The organism is Lactobacillus selangorensis (assembly GCF_001437205.1).
Taxonomy (GTDB): Bacteria; Bacillota; Bacilli; order Lactobacillales; family Lactobacillaceae; genus Paralactobacillus; species Paralactobacillus selangorensis.
On record NZ_JQAZ01000004.1, the window covers coordinates 107,328 to 122,482 of the forward strand.

Annotated in this window: 25 protein-coding genes, 1 pseudogene and 1 other annotated feature; of the genes and pseudogenes, 5 read left to right on the plus strand and 21 right to left on the minus strand. The window is 45.0% G+C overall.

Going from position 1 to position 15,155, the window contains the following annotated elements; translation table 11 throughout:
- Positions 1–8: 8 nt before the first annotated feature.
- From IV40_RS06545 to IV40_RS06630, 17 genes and pseudogenes are all read right to left on the minus strand, one after another.
- The gene (locus tag IV40_RS06545; protein ID WP_057769703.1) at positions 9–194 is read right to left on the minus strand and encodes a hypothetical protein; all 186 of its coding nucleotides are present in this window, start codon (positions 192–194) and stop codon (positions 9–11) included.
- 699 nt (positions 195–893) lie between these two features.
- The gene (locus IV40_RS06550) at positions 894–1,331 is read right to left on the minus strand and encodes an ArpU family phage packaging/lysis transcriptional regulator (protein ID WP_057769706.1); all 438 of its coding nucleotides are present in this window, start codon (positions 1,329–1,331) and stop codon (positions 894–896) included.
- 589 nt (positions 1,332–1,920) lie between these two features.
- Positions 1,921–2,190, minus strand: coding sequence for a hypothetical protein (locus IV40_RS06560; RefSeq protein WP_057769710.1), 270 nt, complete (start codon positions 2,188–2,190; stop codon positions 1,921–1,923).
- Between the two features lie 14 nt (positions 2,191–2,204).
- Complete coding sequence (gene ssb, locus IV40_RS06565; protein WP_057769713.1) at positions 2,205–2,705, minus strand: single-stranded DNA-binding protein; 501 nt, start codon at positions 2,703–2,705, stop codon at positions 2,205–2,207.
- On the minus strand, positions 2,702–2,989 hold the full coding sequence (locus IV40_RS06570; protein ID WP_057769714.1) for a DUF6440 family protein: 288 nt from the start codon (positions 2,987–2,989) through the stop codon (positions 2,702–2,704). The genes ssb and IV40_RS06570 overlap by 4 nt, the downstream gene beginning before the upstream one ends.
- A complete protein-coding gene (locus IV40_RS06575) occupies positions 2,986–3,414 on the minus strand; it encodes a YopX family protein (protein WP_057769716.1) in 429 nt (142 codons plus the stop codon). The genes IV40_RS06570 and IV40_RS06575 overlap by 4 nt, the downstream gene beginning before the upstream one ends.
- Positions 3,401–3,655, minus strand: coding sequence for a hypothetical protein (locus IV40_RS06580; protein WP_057769719.1), 255 nt, complete (start codon positions 3,653–3,655; stop codon positions 3,401–3,403). The genes IV40_RS06575 and IV40_RS06580 overlap by 14 nt, the downstream gene beginning before the upstream one ends.
- Positions 3,652–4,071: a hypothetical protein gene (locus tag IV40_RS06585; protein ID WP_057769721.1), complete on the minus strand. Its 420-nt coding sequence runs from the start codon at positions 4,069–4,071 to the stop codon at positions 3,652–3,654. The genes IV40_RS06580 and IV40_RS06585 overlap by 4 nt, the downstream gene beginning before the upstream one ends.
- Positions 4,071–4,406: a hypothetical protein gene (locus IV40_RS06590; protein WP_057769723.1), complete on the minus strand. Its 336-nt coding sequence runs from the start codon at positions 4,404–4,406 to the stop codon at positions 4,071–4,073. The genes IV40_RS06585 and IV40_RS06590 overlap by 1 nt, the downstream gene beginning before the upstream one ends.
- Positions 4,399–5,418: a DnaD domain protein gene (locus tag IV40_RS06595; protein WP_057769725.1), complete on the minus strand. Its 1,020-nt coding sequence runs from the start codon at positions 5,416–5,418 to the stop codon at positions 4,399–4,401. The genes IV40_RS06590 and IV40_RS06595 overlap by 8 nt, the downstream gene beginning before the upstream one ends.
- Before the next feature lie 15 nt (positions 5,419–5,433).
- Complete coding sequence (locus IV40_RS06600; RefSeq protein ID WP_057769727.1) at positions 5,434–6,261, minus strand: PD-(D/E)XK nuclease-like domain-containing protein; 828 nt, start codon at positions 6,259–6,261, stop codon at positions 5,434–5,436.
- Positions 6,221–7,073: pseudogene (locus IV40_RS06605) on the minus strand (recombinase RecT). Before IV40_RS06605 ends, IV40_RS06600 begins: the two are co-directional and overlap by 41 nt.
- Positions 7,073–7,504, minus strand: a complete 432-nt coding sequence (locus IV40_RS06610) for a hypothetical protein (RefSeq protein ID WP_057769729.1) — start codon at positions 7,502–7,504, stop codon at positions 7,073–7,075. Before IV40_RS06610 ends, IV40_RS06605 begins: the two are co-directional and overlap by 1 nt.
- 206 nt (positions 7,505–7,710) lie before the next feature.
- A complete protein-coding gene (locus IV40_RS06615) occupies positions 7,711–7,929 on the minus strand; it encodes a hypothetical protein (protein WP_057769731.1) in 219 nt (72 codons plus the stop codon).
- 11 nt (positions 7,930–7,940) lie between these two features.
- Entirely contained in the window at positions 7,941–8,258 is a 318-nt protein-coding gene (locus tag IV40_RS06620; RefSeq protein WP_057769733.1) for a hypothetical protein, read from the minus strand.
- A gap of 12 nt (positions 8,259–8,270) precedes the next feature.
- Positions 8,271–8,759 carry a helix-turn-helix domain-containing protein gene (locus tag IV40_RS06625; protein WP_057769735.1) on the minus strand — a complete coding sequence of 163 codons (489 nt, stop codon included), beginning with the start codon at positions 8,757–8,759 and terminating at the stop codon, positions 8,271–8,273.
- A 74-nt stretch (positions 8,760–8,833) separates the two neighbouring features.
- Complete coding sequence (locus tag IV40_RS06630) at positions 8,834–9,040, minus strand: helix-turn-helix domain-containing protein (RefSeq protein WP_057769736.1); 207 nt, start codon at positions 9,038–9,040, stop codon at positions 8,834–8,836.
- 143 nt (positions 9,041–9,183) lie between these two features.
- Between IV40_RS06630 and IV40_RS10605 the strand changes: the two genes are divergently transcribed.
- The 5 genes from IV40_RS10605 to IV40_RS06655 all read left to right on the plus strand — a co-directional run bounded on the left by IV40_RS10605 (position 9,184) and on the right by IV40_RS06655 (position 12,489).
- On the plus strand, positions 9,184–9,522 hold the full coding sequence (locus tag IV40_RS10605; protein ID WP_082617814.1) for a helix-turn-helix domain-containing protein: 339 nt from the start codon (positions 9,184–9,186) through the stop codon (positions 9,520–9,522).
- A gap of 6 nt (positions 9,523–9,528) precedes the next feature.
- A complete protein-coding gene (locus IV40_RS06640) occupies positions 9,529–9,930 on the plus strand; it encodes an ImmA/IrrE family metallo-endopeptidase (RefSeq protein ID WP_057769738.1) in 402 nt (133 codons plus the stop codon).
- Between the two features lie 55 nt (positions 9,931–9,985).
- Entirely contained in the window at positions 9,986–10,384 is a 399-nt protein-coding gene (locus IV40_RS06645; RefSeq protein ID WP_057769740.1) for a hypothetical protein, read from the plus strand.
- Positions 10,385–10,407: 23 nt separating this feature from the next.
- Positions 10,408–11,133 carry a putative periplasmic lipoprotein gene (locus tag IV40_RS06650; protein ID WP_057769742.1) on the plus strand — a complete coding sequence of 242 codons (726 nt, stop codon included), beginning with the start codon at positions 10,408–10,410 and terminating at the stop codon, positions 11,131–11,133.
- A 156-nt stretch (positions 11,134–11,289) separates the two neighbouring features.
- Positions 11,290–12,489 carry a tyrosine-type recombinase/integrase gene (locus IV40_RS06655; protein WP_057769744.1) on the plus strand — a complete coding sequence of 400 codons (1,200 nt, stop codon included), beginning with the start codon at positions 11,290–11,292 and terminating at the stop codon, positions 12,487–12,489.
- A 133-nt stretch (positions 12,490–12,622) separates the two neighbouring features.
- Here the strand turns inward: IV40_RS06655 and rplL are convergent, their stop codons facing one another.
- From rplL to rplK, 4 genes are all read right to left on the minus strand, one after another.
- Entirely contained in the window at positions 12,623–12,991 is a 369-nt protein-coding gene (gene rplL, locus IV40_RS06660; protein ID WP_057769746.1) for a 50S ribosomal protein L7/L12, read from the minus strand.
- Positions 12,992–13,051: 60 nt separating this feature from the next.
- The gene (gene rplJ / locus IV40_RS06665; protein WP_057769748.1) at positions 13,052–13,558 is read right to left on the minus strand and encodes a 50S ribosomal protein L10; all 507 of its coding nucleotides are present in this window, start codon (positions 13,556–13,558) and stop codon (positions 13,052–13,054) included.
- 36 nt (positions 13,559–13,594) lie between these two features.
- Positions 13,595–13,714 (minus strand) — a sequence feature (ribosomal protein L10 leader region).
- 130 nt (positions 13,715–13,844) lie between these two features.
- A complete protein-coding gene (gene rplA / locus IV40_RS06670) occupies positions 13,845–14,537 on the minus strand; it encodes a 50S ribosomal protein L1 (RefSeq protein WP_057769750.1) in 693 nt (230 codons plus the stop codon).
- Between the two features lie 97 nt (positions 14,538–14,634).
- A complete protein-coding gene (gene rplK / locus IV40_RS06675; RefSeq protein ID WP_057769752.1) occupies positions 14,635–15,060 on the minus strand; it encodes a 50S ribosomal protein L11 in 426 nt (141 codons plus the stop codon).
- Positions 15,061–15,155: the final 95 nt, after the last annotated feature.

Here is a 15,155-nt window from a genome sequence, read left to right on the forward strand (position 1 = left end):
AGTTGGTCTCATTCTGTAACCGCATAGCCAGCAATCATATTTTTTCTAAAGATTGCATGACGTTTCTCTTGTGAACGTTGCCCAAAATAGCTAAATTCAACCGTTGTGGCATTATCATTAAAATCAGTAACGTCAATAAATTGCAGTGTCTTTCCACTTTCCATCCAAATTGCCAAAGTTGTGTGTTCGTCCATCACGTTTCCTTCTTTCGATTCTTATGTACTAAAAAAGCCCACGCTTTCCACACGCGGGCAATCATAAATGAGCAAGATCATTTGCTTTGAGCTGGTAAAACAGGGCTAAATTTTCTCACAAAATGGCCTGTTGACATGAAACCAGCTCAATGGGGACGTGAGGAATCGAACCCCAGAACGGCCGAAGCCGAACACCCACCGCCCCCAGATGGCCGTCTGAAGTCTACACTTCGAAACGGTCAACGGTTCTCATTGAAAGGAGTAAAAATGAAATCACATGTATTTTGTTTGCCGACCTTTTCCGCGATCGGCAACGGGTGTAGAAGGAGTCGAACCTTCGTGGCCTCACGGGACCATGTTTCCGAAACTGCACTCACAGATAATTTTTAAGAAAGCCCCGGCGCCGCTGTATTACTGTTCTGGGCTGTTTGCCTCATTTGAGAGCGACATAAGACTGAACGAGGATTCGAACCCCGTACAGCCTGCTGAATTAAACCTTCGCAATAGCTAAGGCTCTACCCGATAGATTTTGTGGTTGCCCACACGGGTATGTAATCATGGGAATGTGATTATGTATTGATAAGGGTGCCGGAGTCTGATCGGACACCCGCGATAACTCGTTGCCGAATTATCACATTACTAATATAACCCGAATAAATACGTGTATCGTTCCGCCATTGTTCACTAAATGTTCAGTAATTATAGATATTCGTGCAGGTCGTCTAACATATATGCGTCGGCAAATTCAAGCAACGCCTTGCTTTTGTAATACTCGTAACGAGTGTGCGCATACCCCGTTTTTTGTTCCACTTGCCAATCACGAACATCACCATCATTGAAGTACAACATTCGGAGTAGCTTTCTGCTGAACGAGCTACAGTGGCTCATCGCTTCAATAACACGCTGAACAACTTGCTGCGAGATTAAACGGCGTGTGATCGTCTCTTCAACCGCATTGCCGCCGCTGCTTCCCTTAGGCATGCCGTCATAATTAGGCGATCGTAAATCGTTCATAGAGCTGCCAGCTTGACGCACTGCACGCGGGAACCCTGTTTTCATGAATCTGTTTACTTTTGCAACCGTCTTTTTCTTGTCGATCTCTGGAAACAAAGTCCCCATTTCGTAATGTTCTGCCAATGTGACAACCCCTTTATGATATGATTGATCTGCTTAGATTATGTATGCCGTCCGCAATGGGCGGCTTTTTTCATACTACCGATTAATTGATGACGTCATGGCCATCATGAAGATGAGCATTGCTAGAACTCCGATCGCCATTACCAACTCTCCCTTTCTGCTTGCATTTGCTTAAGTATCGATGGGTAATTCACATCTGTATGCTTGAACTCTTTGACATGACTTGTAGCGCCCATGAGCTTCGTTCTAAACGAGTTCTTATTCACAACGACTGCTTCTACCGGATAACCGGTTGCACGGGTAAACAGCTTAAATCTAAGCCGATTGCTTGCGTCAATGCCGTATATGCCGAATGAGTTCTTCACATCGAAGACGTGAGCGACGTTTCCTTCATCGTCATACGTGATGAAGTCGGGCGTGTATGAGACTTTAGCGAAGTTCAGCATAGCGGCCTCGAAGCCTTTGACGATTTCATAGCGCGGATGAACGTCAAGATAAGGCACTTTGCCTTTTAGGAAACATGTATAGAATGTACGCTTCCTTCTGCGAGTCAAACTTGTACCCGTCTAACAGCACCTTGTTGCCGCGCTTATTTAGCGCTGTCGGTCTTGCCTGCATCTAATGCCTCCCGTCGTTGCTTGTCTTTCAGCGCTTCCTGAACGTGTTTTAAGAAAATAAACTTTCCACCGGTATGCCGTGCAATGTTTTCGGCAAGAGGACGGTCAAGATCGTCATATCCGAATGGAAGCGCATCTTCAATATCCTGGACAAGCTCTAAGCGATACGGAACCGCGTCCATAAATCCAAATTCTCGAACAAACATGTTACCGACTTTGATCACGAAAATGTCTTTGTTCATGTTTTCGCCTCCAATCAGAACGGAAGGTCCGATTCATCAATGTCGATCTGTTGACCGTTACCAGCGAATGGATCTGCCTGTTTGTTTTGTGTCCCTGTATTGCCTTGTGAGGCCGGGTGTTTGCTTTGGCTGTAATTGTCCTGATTGCTATTTGAATAGCCACTGCCTTCGTCACGTTGCCGTTGCTCGCTCTCTGCGCGTGATTCCAGTAGTGAGAAGTTATCTACGACCACTTCGGTCACATAAACGCGGTTGCCTTCCTTGTTCTCGTAGTTGCGAGTTTGAAGACGGCCATCAATTCCGACTAACGACCCTTTATGGGTAAAATTAGCAAAGTTCTCGGCTGATTTACGCCAGATCACACATTGAATAAAGTCCGCCTCACGTTCGCCCTGTGCATTGGTAAACTGACGGTTTACCGCAACGGTGAACGATGCAACAGCGGCACCACTTTGTGTGTAGCGCAACTCTGGATCACGTGTAAGGCGACCGCAAAGCACTACTCGGTTGATCATTTCTTCACCTCCGTGTGATAAACAGTTCCATCAGCATTTAAACGCGGCGTAACTGCCACTTTGCCGTCTTCCCCAGCACTTCGTGACTCAACGACGATGTATTCAACTCCGGTTTCTTTATCATGAATAATCTTTGTTGAATCACGCCCATTACTATCTTGGTTATAAGTAAACTTCAATGGTGAGTTTTCTTGTGCTTTTGCAGATTCATCAGCTTCTGAACATCCGGCAAGCGACACTCCCATTACGAGTAATGACGCAAACACAACAATTTTCTTTTTCATTCCATATCCTCCAACAATTCTGGGTTCTCGTGAATGTTGCCGAGCACCTCAACGCTCATATCGTTCATGCTTTGTTCTTCAACTAGCTCTGCTAATGGGCGTATCTGATGACACGTCCCATATCCAAAGTTTCCATCTGGTATATGTTTCCCCGGTTCCTCATCGGACTTGACCGCAAACATTCCACCCTCAAAAAATACCGCCGAATAATAGTCATCTGTTATCGGCATTCTGGCAATCCAGTGTTCCCCAGTGATATGAACAAAGTCGCCTTCGTAGATTTCCTTGCCATTTACGTCTTTCAGTCCGGTATACTGCTCCATATTTTCAACATCATAGAGGCATTCCCAGTCAATCGTTCCGGGATCCGCGTAAAAATACTCGTTTTCATCTGTATTCCATTGGCGAAACTTAATCTCTCTCATCGTGTGCCTCCTTTACTCGTTTTTCGGCGTTTAGAAGAATTTCAGTGCCATTAGGATTTGCTGCCACCTTAATAAGCGTTGTCAACAGAGAGACGGAAATACCAGCTTTTTCAGCGGTTGTAAGTATTCCGGCAATCAATAATGATGTCGCTTCTGTTGGATTAAGGCCCTTTATTTTTACAGAGGCACCAAGGTCTTTTCCTTCTCCTAATAATTTAACCGTTACTTTTTTTTCGCTCATTTTTCTTCCTCCTCGAACAAGGCCTTGATCAAGTCGGCCAAGGTCAAGCCGTCATCGTTGGGGTCTAAGTCGATTGAGGTCTCTTCCTTAACAGTCGCTGGAATTGGGCTTTCTGTTTTCTGCTCTGGTTCATGAGCGGCTCGAAGCAAATCTGCAATAAATTTCATCTTTTCCGCTGCACGCAAGTCTTCTTCGTGCGGATCGAGATGGACGTTTTTGATTGGCGTATCATCGTCAAGTTGCTCTTCCTGCGTCTCAAACGCTGCGACCGCTAATTCGGCCGGGAACTTCGCATGCTTGACCATAAAGGCCAGAGATACAGCTACAGCCGCAATAGCAGAGCCTTCTGTGAAGCCTTCATAACTGATTTCTGGTGTTTCGTCGGTATTTTGTGTAAATGTGATTTTCTTTGTCATTATTTTTCTCCTGCTTTCGTTTTGTTTTTGTACTCAAGTTCTCCCCAGTTGTGCAATCGGCCAATTCTGGTCGAAATGCTTGCTGTCGTGCGCTGTAAGTGACGTGCGATTGTGTCTAGCGAGAGACGCATGTAGTTATCTGTAATGTAGTCGTCTTCCCAGATTTCGTATGATCGACGCGAGCGAGCTGGCTTTTGTGGTGATCGGACCCACTGTTCAGCGTGCTCACGGATTCTAAGCAATCGCGGATCATCGTCGGGCACGTCTCTCAAGTCCTCGTACTCACGAGCAAGCGACATGACATCGTAGCGCGAGTGATACTCTGTTTCAGGCATTGTTCTTCGCCTCCTCGCGTTTACGACGTAACTCTTTCAGCCGTTCGGTGCTATCAGAGAGAAGATCGGCAACTTTTCGCTGATTTTTTTCAAATTCCGCTTGTTTTTCTGCTGGCGTTTTAGCCGCAGCTTTTTCTCGTTCTGCCTTCTCGTGTTCTTTCCGTTCAGCTTCCTGCTTTGCGAGCCAATCGGGAACTTCTTCCTTGCGTGGCTGACGCCCATAAGTACGCTTAGGCGCCGAATAACTCGACTTCATTCGTTGTTCATGTTTCTTCGCGGCTTCCTCTGCTTTAGCCACCGTGTCAATCTTCTCCTTACGGTAACCTTCAAAAACGCGTTCTAGGTACCGGTCAGCACCTTTAGCCTGAACATTGTACTTAGCAGCATATCTGATCACGAAACTGACCAGATCATCGCCAAACTCCGTTAACCATCCGGATAAATCCTCCATGGCCACTGCGTTAGGAAATCCCCACAAGTTCTGCCAGAGATCTACAGCGCCCTGTCCTTTGGCTTTCGATTCTGGGAGAGATGATTCATTAGCTGCGGTGTCATCTACGACAACAGAGTCAGTACCAGTCAAGTCAGGGTCGGTAGTAGTAAGTTCTTTATGAGCTACTACTTGAGCTTCTGGTTGGGTTACTACTTGAGCTACTTTATCTGTACTACTTGAGCTACTTTTTTCATTCCTAGTAGCCGAAGTAGTAGCCAGTTGCTTATCCTGATACAGTTTTATGATTCGATATTGGGGCACCTTTTTTCCTTTTATCCCCTTCACATATTCAATTAGTCCCAACTGAACTAATTCATTACGTGCTTTTTTGAGGCCGGCCTCGGATAGTCCTGTCAGACTAAGCAATGCGAAGTTTTTCATGGGAAATAGACAGTCTGACTTGCCTTCGTCGTTCGCATAGTCTAATAACTCGCGATACAGATTGTTTTGGCCGTTGGAGACATCTATTTCAACCATTTTCAACTTACGGTATGCCCGTCGTTGTTTGAAGTAATCCAATGCTTGACCTCCTTCCTAGTCGATTAAATCGTCAATCGTGATGAAGTTCTTTAACTTCTTAGTTGTTCTGCAATACTCACACGTTCCGCACGCCTCTGGCTCAATCTCTCCTGCAAGGATTTGTTGAACTCGCGGCTGATAGTCGCGTATGAACTCCATTCGTTCCTGAAACCGCTCTGGTTCGATATAGATTGCCGCATGATCAGGCGGGTCTTGCTTTGAAACGGCCATGATGAAACAGGTACAATCGACACCGAACGTTTGACGTATCAGTTCCGTGTATACGGCCATTTGAAGCACATAATCGTAGGATTCAATAAAAGACACCCACTTATGGTCTGCAATGCTCCAGAAACGCTTATGAATATCGGCAGTGGTCTTGAGATCCACGAAGTAACCTTTATCGAGATTTAAGCAGTCGATTTTGCCCTTCCACTTCTTCCCGAACAGATCCCCTGTAACAATCACTTCTTTATCGCCTTGATACGCGTTCATGAAGAACGGGTCAGCTTCCAGAACCTCGATCATCTTGTCAGCATGCTTGTAAGGTGCTCTAAACGCACCAGACCTCGTTTGCATGGCCTCCTTATTTTCATCAACGAACTTCTCGTGAGATTCCTTTGACTCAAAATAAGAATGGATATAGTTACCGACTAACAGCGCCGTAGGATTTGAAGTTGGTTTCCAGTCCCCTTTTAGCTGTGCAAGGGCTGACGCTTCACAGGCCGCGAACCCCTTGAACAAGGAAGCCGACATATACTGGAGATCGGTTTCTTGTGTGTAATAGTTTTCGGGGGTCAGCTTAATAAGCTGGCTGTTCAAAGATTTCTTGCTGTTCGGCATTATCCTTGCCCCCTACCTCTTGAACCTCTTTCGGTTCGGTAACCGGTTCAGGATCACTAGCAAATGAAGCCGCAAGCTGTGTGGCCTTTGCTTCCTCGGTATCTTCAACAGAATCGGTCACATCGACAGGTTCTGGAGATTCCTCATCGGACACAACCGCGGTCTGCATGTCAACAGTCATCGGGCCCCACTTACTCAACAAGTTGCGTAGCACTGTCTTCAAGGCCATTGCGTCAAAGTTGGACGCCCAAACTCCAGTAGGCTTGTCCTTACCGCTCATCTTTGAGAACTGCTTGCGGTGGTCATCAATCTGCTTACGCGTCCAATAAACCGTTTTCTCGAACCCATTCACGAGTTGGAAATAACCAACATAGCCAACCGGTTGTTCCCCAGCATCACGATCTCGGAAGTTTGGTTCATACTTGATTTCCTCCGTAAGGGGGTTGAATCCTTTGAACTCATCTTCATATACCGCAATAGCGTTTAAATGCTTGTATTGGCCCGATCGCTGGGCTAACTGGATATAGCCCTTATAACCTTTGCGGTTGAGCACGGCCACCATACGGAACAATGTAGATGTAGCCTAGGTTCTGATCGACCGGTAGGTTTAAAGACGCGGCCACCATTGCAGAAGCAATTACCGTTCCCTGATCCACCTTTTGAAGTTGTTGATTTCCGTTCACAACGTTCAGCAAAGACTGAATAAACTGTGGCGCACGCTTCCCTAAAACCTCATTGAATTTGTTTTGAATCGTTGGAGATTCCACCAGCCGTTTAACTGGAGTGTTCGCAATCTGTTGTTTACTTGCCATTACTCTTCGCCTCCGTTTGCTTCGTCGTCCAATTCTTCGAGCTCTTCACGTCCGAGCTGCTCATAACCGCAGATCTCTCGCAAGGCCTCTTCTGACTCGCGATTGGTAAATACGATCAGTTTGCCGCTCTTAGACAGGCACGCATAAACCTTCTTGCCGTCCGGCGTATAGGCCTCACACGCTCCTCGCTTCTCGATCAGATACTCAAGGGGATTTATCCAGAACCCGTCTTGTTCGTAGTTAGAAGCGATAAGATCGCCATTGTCACTCGTCTGATAGTAGACATTGTCGAAGTTGATCTCATAACCCTTCCAGTCCCCGATGTTCTCGGATTGGTTCCGCTCTTGTTCTTCTGGTTCTTCCACGCTTGAAAGGTCGCGTGTCGCTTCGTGTTCAAGCATTTGGTCGTAGCTGTACTCAACTAAACCCATCTTGTTTTCCTCCTTGCTTGTGATAAGATAGAGGTACAAATATTTTTGAAAATATTCTACTGTCTATCGCTCGTGGTTCCCGCCATGAGCGATTTTTTTGTACACTCTTTTCTCGACTGTCTCGCCGTGCTTCTCGATTGATACCGTGTCGGCGATCATCATGACCACTCCGACAAGGCTCATGCCGGCTACAATGCTGACTTGGATCATACCGTCAACGCCGCTTTTGTGTTGAGGGTTTTTCTGATCGCGTTCATCTGCTCGTCGGCACGGTTGCGCTTGCGGATCTGTTCGTTGACGTAGGCGATGTCTAAGTCACGGCCTGTTGCTCGTGCTCGGTTGCGCTCGTTGATGAGTGCCCGGTCGGCGCGGTTATGCTCTTTTGCTGCTTCGATAAATGAAGCTTCAAGAATGCTCATTTTCATGATTTTTCCTCCTAAAAATATCGTTGATTGTCGGCGATCCACTTCTCGACCGCCTTGCGTGAGTACACGATTCGACTGCCCTTAAGCATGTATGGGAAACCATGCTGCGTGGCGAAAAGCTCATCGACACTGCCCGGGTCGCAATGGAGCACCTCTTTGGCAAGCGTCTTCTTGTCAAGCAGCTCATCGTGCTGGTACTCCTCGGAAAAGACCTGCTTGACGATCTTCTTGATCGTATCGGCCAACATGTTTGATACCTGTTTAGCGATAAGATTCATCAGACCGTTTTGGGTCTCTTCGTCTGGTTTAAGCTGTAATACTGATGACATTGTGCTTACCTCCTATAAGGCTTCGTTCATGCTGTCGGCGCCAATGCTTGCCATTGCGCTGACTACGAACAAACTGTCGAACTTGGATTCCGAATAGATTCTCAAAATGCACTTTTGAAGCTCACTAAACTCGTCCGAGGTCTTTTTACTTTTTGATAGCAACTCGCGTGCCCTCTTACGGGCCTCGCTCACTGAAAGTTCATTACTATCAATCGCAGCCAATCGTGACTGTGGATCATCGTTGTATTCGTTGCTGTTGTCCAACAGATCAATCTGCGAGAAATACGAAGCAACAACGAACCTGAATCTCACATCGTCCAGTGCTTCCGACAACTCCCTTAGTCTTTCATCTGGAATCCCACGGTTCGGGTTCAAGAAGTTAGAAATATTAGAAGGCGTCGTATGAATGAAATGCGCTAGTTGATCCTTAGTTAGTTGCTGCCGGTCGATCGCTTTTTGAAGCTCGACTTTGACAGCTTGTAAATCTACCAATTCGATCACGGTCTTTCTTTTTGTGAAGGGGAAAAACACCCTTTCACGATTTGTAGTTTTATGATTAGTACATGTTCGACCTGTCAAATACTACTATTAGTATTTTCAAGGGGACGCAAAAGGTCATCGGTTGTTACACCAAGGATTTGAGAAAGCTTGATGATTGTTTTCACAGATCCTACACGTCTGCCAGTTTCCAACGATTGAATCATCGTTATTGAAATACCAGACTTATCAGCAAGCTGTTCTTGGGTCATTCCGCGCTTTTCACGGATTCTTTTTAATTCCATTTATCAGCCCCCCTTTCTCAACCCTATGTACATATAGCAATACTACTAATGGTACAAGTCAATACTAATAGTACAAATAATTGAACTATTTTTGCGTTTACTCATAGTACAAGCTATAATGCTAATCATGGAGGTGTTTTCAGATGACTACCGGTCAAAGAATTGCTTATCTTAGAAAAAGAAACTCAATGACCCAACCAATGCTTGCGGAAAAAATGAATGTAAGCCAAAGCACTGTTACAAGTTGGGAAACCGATAGACGCAATGTTGGAAATGAAGATTTGGTTAAACTAGCAGACCTTTTTCATGTAACAACAGATTATATTTTGGGCCATAACGTTAAGCTAGATGAAAATGTAACGGTTGCCGCCCATCTCGATGGCGAATTAAAAGATATGGACGCAGAGACTCAGCAAGAAATTCACGAATATATCGAATTTAAAAAAGCCCAATACGCAAAAAAACATAGCCAAAAGGATTGATGTTGAATGAACGATATTGAAGAATTGATTTCTCAGTATCCGCAGATTTCTTTTTCTTTTGAGCCTATGCCTGATCGTATGGGCGGAATAACACTTGGAAACGAGATCACAATAAACTCGAATTTATCCCCTAGATTGCAGCTTCAGTGGCTATATGAGGAATTAGGACACATCATGACTACCACTGGAGACATCAGCGAATATGATTCATTGAGCAATCTCGTTCAAGAAAAAGAAGCACGAGTTTGGGGAATGAAACATCACGTTCCCTTCTATAAAATAAAAAAAGCATCTAAAGAAGATGTCGACGATGATTATGAAGTGGCCGAAGAATTGGGAGTTCAGGTTGACTATTTGCACGAAGTCGGATCTGCTTACGGCCTCAAATATAAGCATTTAGACGAATAAAATACCGTCCAGATCCTGATGACGTTAAAAGCTGATAATTTTGGAGGAATTATAAATGAAAAAGATCTACTTATTTTTTGCGGTTCTGTTTATGGGAGTTGGCCTTGCAGCTTGTGGATCAAGTAGCCAAAATGCAAACGAAAACCGAATTGGCTATAAGGTGTCATCAAGCCTAAAAGAGGACAAAAACGGATTCTATCGAAGTGGGCAAGCTTTGCTTTCGGTCAATGACAAAAAGAAGGTCGTTTCAGCCACCTTTCCGTTTAAAAAGGACTCGTCCGCAATAGCAGAAGATAGCGCACTCGACTACTATCGCAAGGTAACTCAACCAGATCTAAAACACGTATCTGGGTCGGTATACTACTCGAAGAAAGTCCAAAAATACTATCACGTTGACGCAGAACAACAATCTGACGGACGCATTGTAAGAGCATCGGTCTACGCCGGGAAATAACCACCAAAAAAGGAGAAATGAAAATGAAAAAATATTGGGTTTTTGTTCTGGGGGTTTTGCTTGCATTTGGATTGACTGGGTGTGCATCACAGAAAACAGCAAAGACAGCCTTGTCATCGAAAGACGCTTTTACAGCTAATCAATATGGAATGGCAACAATCACTGGAAAAACGAATCCTAACTACATTATTCAAGCTGACGGAACCCAAAAAACGACGGCGGATTCAAAGGGAAAGTTTACGTTTCAATATATACTTGTTGGTTCTTCAAAAAAGAAGCTCACCCTGTCGGCGATTAAAAGTGTAACAAGCAAATCGACTAAAAAATCGAAAACGATTTATGTGGAACCCAACGCAAAAACGAAGCAACAGGCAGAAAGCTCACGGGCGGCTTCTGAATCAGAAAAGGCCGTTTCTAAGCACGATGAATCTGCATTGGCGGATAATTACACTGCTTTCCAAACCGAACTAACGGACACAATAAGCGGTTCTGACGGAACCTTAAAGGACATAAAAGTGGCTGCAATCAAAGATAACGTGCCGAACTCCGTGACCTTCATTCTTGATGATTCGATATACACAGCATCAAAGAGCGATCAGGACATGGTTGCACGCAGTTCTTACAGTGCCGTGAAACGATTATCCAATAAATATGGATATGACATGCCGATCGTTTATATAAAAGATGAAAGTGGCGATACAATCGCTAAAACGAACTTCATGCACACTAAAATGAATTTAAAAGATTAAATCAGCACCCCCACTGGTGTTTAAACGGGTTCGATTCCCGCGGAGGGACTGCCCACTTTGGGCTTTTATTTTTAGTCGTAAATCGAACATATGTTTGAATTTGTAGGCCGAAAGTTCACAAATTAAGGAGGATAAAATATAAGAAAATGGACGCCAATGAAGAAGCATCCCGGTGTTTACAGCTACACCACGGTCAAGGGGACGAGATACGGCGTAAGGCGAGGATTCAAAAATAGTGAAGGAAAGCGCGACGAGTTCACAAGAAGTGGTCTGTCGTCTTGGCGTGAGGCCGATATGGTGCTCAAGTCCTTTGAGGCCAAAATTGCCAGAGGTGAGGTTGGAACCGTCGTAACTGGTAAGATCTCGCTCGATGAGTGGTACGGGCGAGTCAAGAAGCGCAATATCGAACTGGGAGTCTGGCGTAAGTCCACGGTCGACTCGAAGGACTACAATTACAGCAAGCACATAAGCCCGCGCTTTGGCAGAACGGCCTTAAACGATCTAAACCGCAACGAATACCAACGTTTCATTGATGGGCTTATCAAGCAAGGCTTCGCTTATCGAACGATCGTGACGATTGATTCGGTGACACAGATGCTTCTGAACCGAGCTGAAAACGAGGACATCATCGCCAAAAATAAACTGCGTAAAATTGCGATCGATGGTGGAAAGGATCCCGCGGATCAGTCGCTTGAAGTCGAGGAATATCGCACTTACATGGAGACTGCCGAAAAGATGTTGGACCGCTATCAGATCGCAATCTTATACATGCTGACGCTCGGTGAGCGACGTGAGGAACTCTGCGGGTTGAAGTATAACTCCTTCGAGTTTTCCACAGATGAATCCACAGGCGAGGAAGTCTGCGCGATCACCTTTGATGAAGCACGCACTGTCGCACAGCCAGAAGGCGGCCCATTAAAAACAAGGGCCAGTTATAGAACGATCTATGTCAAGGGGGATATAATTGACCTGATTCGCTACGCGATCCTCACATCGAAGAATATCTGTCGCAAGTACCACCGTGAGGTCAAGGACGATAGCTTTCTCTTCGTCGCAGAGAAAACGGGCATCCCGATTTATCCTGCTTATGCTAACGTCATGATGAGGCGTGTCTCAAAGGCGTGTGGGATAAAGGTACATCCGCACATGCTGCGGCATTACTTTGCGACGACGGCACGCGATGACAAGCTCCCGTCAATGGCCGTTATGCACTGGCTGGGACACCAAAACATCTCGATGACAAACTCGTATACACGTCCAAGCAAGCGCGGCGCGTTGAAAGTGATCGACGGGATCCAGGGTACTATACTGGACGGCGTTCCGACCACGAATAACGATCTTGACGGTACAAACTAGTTTGTACCGTATCGGTACCGCCAAATTGTCCCGCTCTATCTCCTTCTATCCATTTTGGAGACAAAAAAACAGCCACCCTATACCGCCGTTGAGCGTATATAGAGTGGCTGAATTAGTTATACGAGGACAATAATTACTTCAATGTAACTGTAGCGCCAACTTCTTCAAGTTGATCCTTGATCTTGTTAGCTTCGTCTTCAGTTGCGCCTTCCTTGATAACTGTAGGAGCATTATCAACCATGCCCTTAGCATCCTTAAGGCCTTGGCCTGTGATTTCACGAACAGCCTTGATAACCTTAACTTTTTCTTGGCCAGCTTCTGTTAATTCAACATCGTAGCTGTCCTTTGTTGCAGCATCGTCGCCGCCAGCAGCACCTGCAGCTGCAACTGGAGCAGCTGCAGAAACACCGAATTCGTCTTCGATTGCTTTAACTAAATCGTTTAATTCTAAGATTGTTGCATCTTTTAATTGATCAACAATGCTATTTACATCTAAAGCCATATTTGTTTTCCTCCATTTTTTGGATGATTCTTAAATTAAGTGCGGTTTCAAACGAGCTGATTAAGCAGCTGGTTCTTCGCCTTTCTTATCAGCAACAGCCTTAACAGCATAAGCCACGTTACGAACAGGTGCTTGCAATACGCTAAGCAGCATTGAGAGCATCCCATCGCGATCTGGTAAGCTGGCAAGTTCTTGGATTTCGTCGAGTGTTGCAAACTTGCCTTCGATCAAACCACTCTTCAGTTTGATTGTGCCGGTATCCTTAGCAAACTTAGCTAAGATACGAGCAGGCGCACTAACATCATCGTTAGAGAATGCAACAGCTGTTGGGCCGACGAAAGAATCGTTTAATTCTTCGAAGCCAGCAGCTTTAACGGCACGACGCAGGTATGTGTTCTTGATAACTTCAAGCTTGACGCCTGAGTCACGTAATTCTTTACGTAATGCAGTTGCTTGTTCAACATTCATGCCTTTGTAGTCCACAACAACAACAGAAGCAGCGTTCTTGAATTGTTCTGTGATACCGTCAACGACTTTTGCTTTTTCAGCAATAATCTTTTCACTCATCTATGATTCACCTCCATTTGTTTTTTGGTTGTCACTTTTTCGTAAAAAAAAGCTCCATGCCACCAAGACATAGAGGTTGAATACGTTCGTTCATTCCTCGGCAGGATATTAAGACGTTTCCGTCACCTGAGTCTTAGGTAGAAAATAACCATAAATAAACTTACCATGAAATCCGGAAGGTGTCAAGCTAAATTCCTAAATTTACTGAAATAGTGCCCCCCTAAATCGACTTGAACCACAAAAAAAGAAGTTTCTCCAAATGGAGAAACTCCTTTTCACGCGCTGATTACTTGAACGAGTTTGTGTCGATATGAACACCAGGGCCAAAGGTTGGGTCGATGCTTAAGCTTTGGATGTAAGTCCCCTTAGCTGAAGCTGGCTTAGCCTTTAAGATGACATCGTTCAATGTCTTCAAGTTTTCATATAACTTGTCGTCATCGAAGGATACCTTGCCGATTGGTGCATGAACGATACCAGCTTTGTCGGCACGATATGTGACCTGACCAGCTTTGATATCATTGACAGCTTTTGTAACGTCCATTGTAACAGTCCCAGTCTTAGGGTTTGGCATTAAGCCTTTCGGTCCTAAGATTCGGCCTAAACGACCCACTTTGGCCATCATTGGTGGTGTTGCAACAGCAACATCAAAGTCCAACCAGCCGTCTTGGATCTTTTGTACCAAGTCGTCGCTGCCGACAAAGTCAGCACCAGCGTCTTGTGCTTGTTGTGCTTGTGGGCCTTCAGCAAAGACAACAACTGTTTGTGTCTTACCTGTCCCATTAGGAAGTACAACGGCACCACGAATCTGTTGATCCGCCTTCTTGGTATCGATGTTTAAACGATATGCAGCAGAAACTGTTGCATCAAATGATGCATAGCTTGCTTTCTTTACTAAAGAAATTGCATCGTTGGCTGCGTATAATTTGTCTTTATCGACTAATTTAGCAGCGGCAATGTATTTTTTACCTTTTTTAGCCATTCCGGTTTTTCCTCCTTGCAAATGTGGTCAATGGAGAAAGCATTTTCTCCTTCCACCTGATTATTCAACTTTCATTGAAAATCCGTCTGTACAGAAATTAGTCTTTAACAGTAAAGCCCATGCTCCGTGCAGTACCTTCAACCATGCGCATAGCAGCTTCAACATCTGCGGCGTTTAGGTCTTGCATCTTTGTTTCAGCAATTTGTTTCACTTGGTCTTTGGTGACTTCAGCGACTTTGTTCGTGTTCGGTTCACCTGAACCATGTTCAACACCGGCTGCCTTCTTTAAAAGAGTAGCTGCTGGCGGTGTCTTTGTGATGAAGTCGAATGAACGATCTTCATAAACTGTGATGACAACTGGAATGATCATTCCGGCTTGATCAGCAGTACGGGCATTGAAATCCTTGGTAAAGCCCATGATGTTGATCCCTGCCTGGCCTAATGCTGGACCAACTGGGGGAGCAGGTGTTGCTTTCCCAGCAGGAATCTGTAATTTAACGATATGTGCAACTTTTTTAGCCACGAGACATACCTCCTTGAGTCCGTGATGTGGTTAGATGGCCTTCTAAATTTGGCCTCCCACTTGTACGTAAAACATACAAATACTAATTTAACATG

Coding starts and splice junctions, on each gene's coding strand:
- IV40_RS06640 (WP_057769738.1), top strand. CDS start 9,529: ATGAACGATATTGAAGAATTGATTTCTCAGTATCCGCAGATTTCTTTT.
- rplA (WP_057769750.1), bottom strand. CDS start 14,537: ATGGCTAAAAAAGGTAAAAAATACATTGCCGCTGCTAAATTAGTCGAT.
- IV40_RS06630 (WP_057769736.1), bottom strand. CDS start 9,040: ATGGAATTAAAAAGAATCCGTGAAAAGCGCGGAATGACCCAAGAACAG.
- rplJ (WP_057769748.1), bottom strand. CDS start 13,558: ATGAGTGAAAAGATTATTGCTGAAAAAGCAAAAGTCGTTGACGGTATC.
- IV40_RS06645 (WP_057769740.1), top strand. CDS start 9,986: ATGAAAAAGATCTACTTATTTTTTGCGGTTCTGTTTATGGGAGTTGGC.
- IV40_RS06560 (WP_057769710.1), bottom strand. CDS start 2,190: ATGAACAAAGACATTTTCGTGATCAAAGTCGGTAACATGTTTGTTCGA.
- IV40_RS06580 (WP_057769719.1), bottom strand. CDS start 3,655: ATGAGCGAAAAAAAAGTAACGGTTAAATTATTAGGAGAAGGAAAAGAC.
- IV40_RS06610 (WP_057769729.1), bottom strand. CDS start 7,504: ATGGGTTTAGTTGAGTACAGCTACGACCAAATGCTTGAACACGAAGCG.
- rplL (WP_057769746.1), bottom strand. CDS start 12,991: ATGGCTTTAGATGTAAATAGCATTGTTGATCAATTAAAAGATGCAACA.
- IV40_RS06615 (WP_057769731.1), bottom strand. CDS start 7,929: ATGAAAATGAGCATTCTTGAAGCTTCATTTATCGAAGCAGCAAAAGAG.
- IV40_RS06590 (WP_057769723.1), bottom strand. CDS start 4,406: ATGCCTGAAACAGAGTATCACTCGCGCTACGATGTCATGTCGCTTGCT.
- IV40_RS06655 (WP_057769744.1), top strand. CDS start 11,290: ATGAAGAAGCATCCCGGTGTTTACAGCTACACCACGGTCAAGGGGACG.
- IV40_RS06620 (WP_057769733.1), bottom strand. CDS start 8,258: ATGTCATCAGTATTACAGCTTAAACCAGACGAAGAGACCCAAAACGGT.
- IV40_RS06575 (WP_057769716.1), bottom strand. CDS start 3,414: ATGAGAGAGATTAAGTTTCGCCAATGGAATACAGATGAAAACGAGTAT.
- IV40_RS06650 (WP_057769742.1), top strand. CDS start 10,408: ATGAAAAAATATTGGGTTTTTGTTCTGGGGGTTTTGCTTGCATTTGGA.
- IV40_RS10605 (WP_082617814.1), top strand. CDS start 9,184: ATGACTACCGGTCAAAGAATTGCTTATCTTAGAAAAAGAAACTCAATG.
- IV40_RS06600 (WP_057769727.1), bottom strand. CDS start 6,261: ATGCCGAACAGCAAGAAATCTTTGAACAGCCAGCTTATTAAGCTGACC.
- IV40_RS06570 (WP_057769714.1), bottom strand. CDS start 2,989: ATGAAAAAGAAAATTGTTGTGTTTGCGTCATTACTCGTAATGGGAGTG.
- ssb (WP_057769713.1), bottom strand. CDS start 2,705: ATGATCAACCGAGTAGTGCTTTGCGGTCGCCTTACACGTGATCCAGAG.
- IV40_RS06545 (WP_057769703.1), bottom strand. CDS start 194: ATGGACGAACACACAACTTTGGCAATTTGGATGGAAAGTGGAAAGACA.
- IV40_RS06585 (WP_057769721.1), bottom strand. CDS start 4,071: ATGACAAAGAAAATCACATTTACACAAAATACCGACGAAACACCAGAA.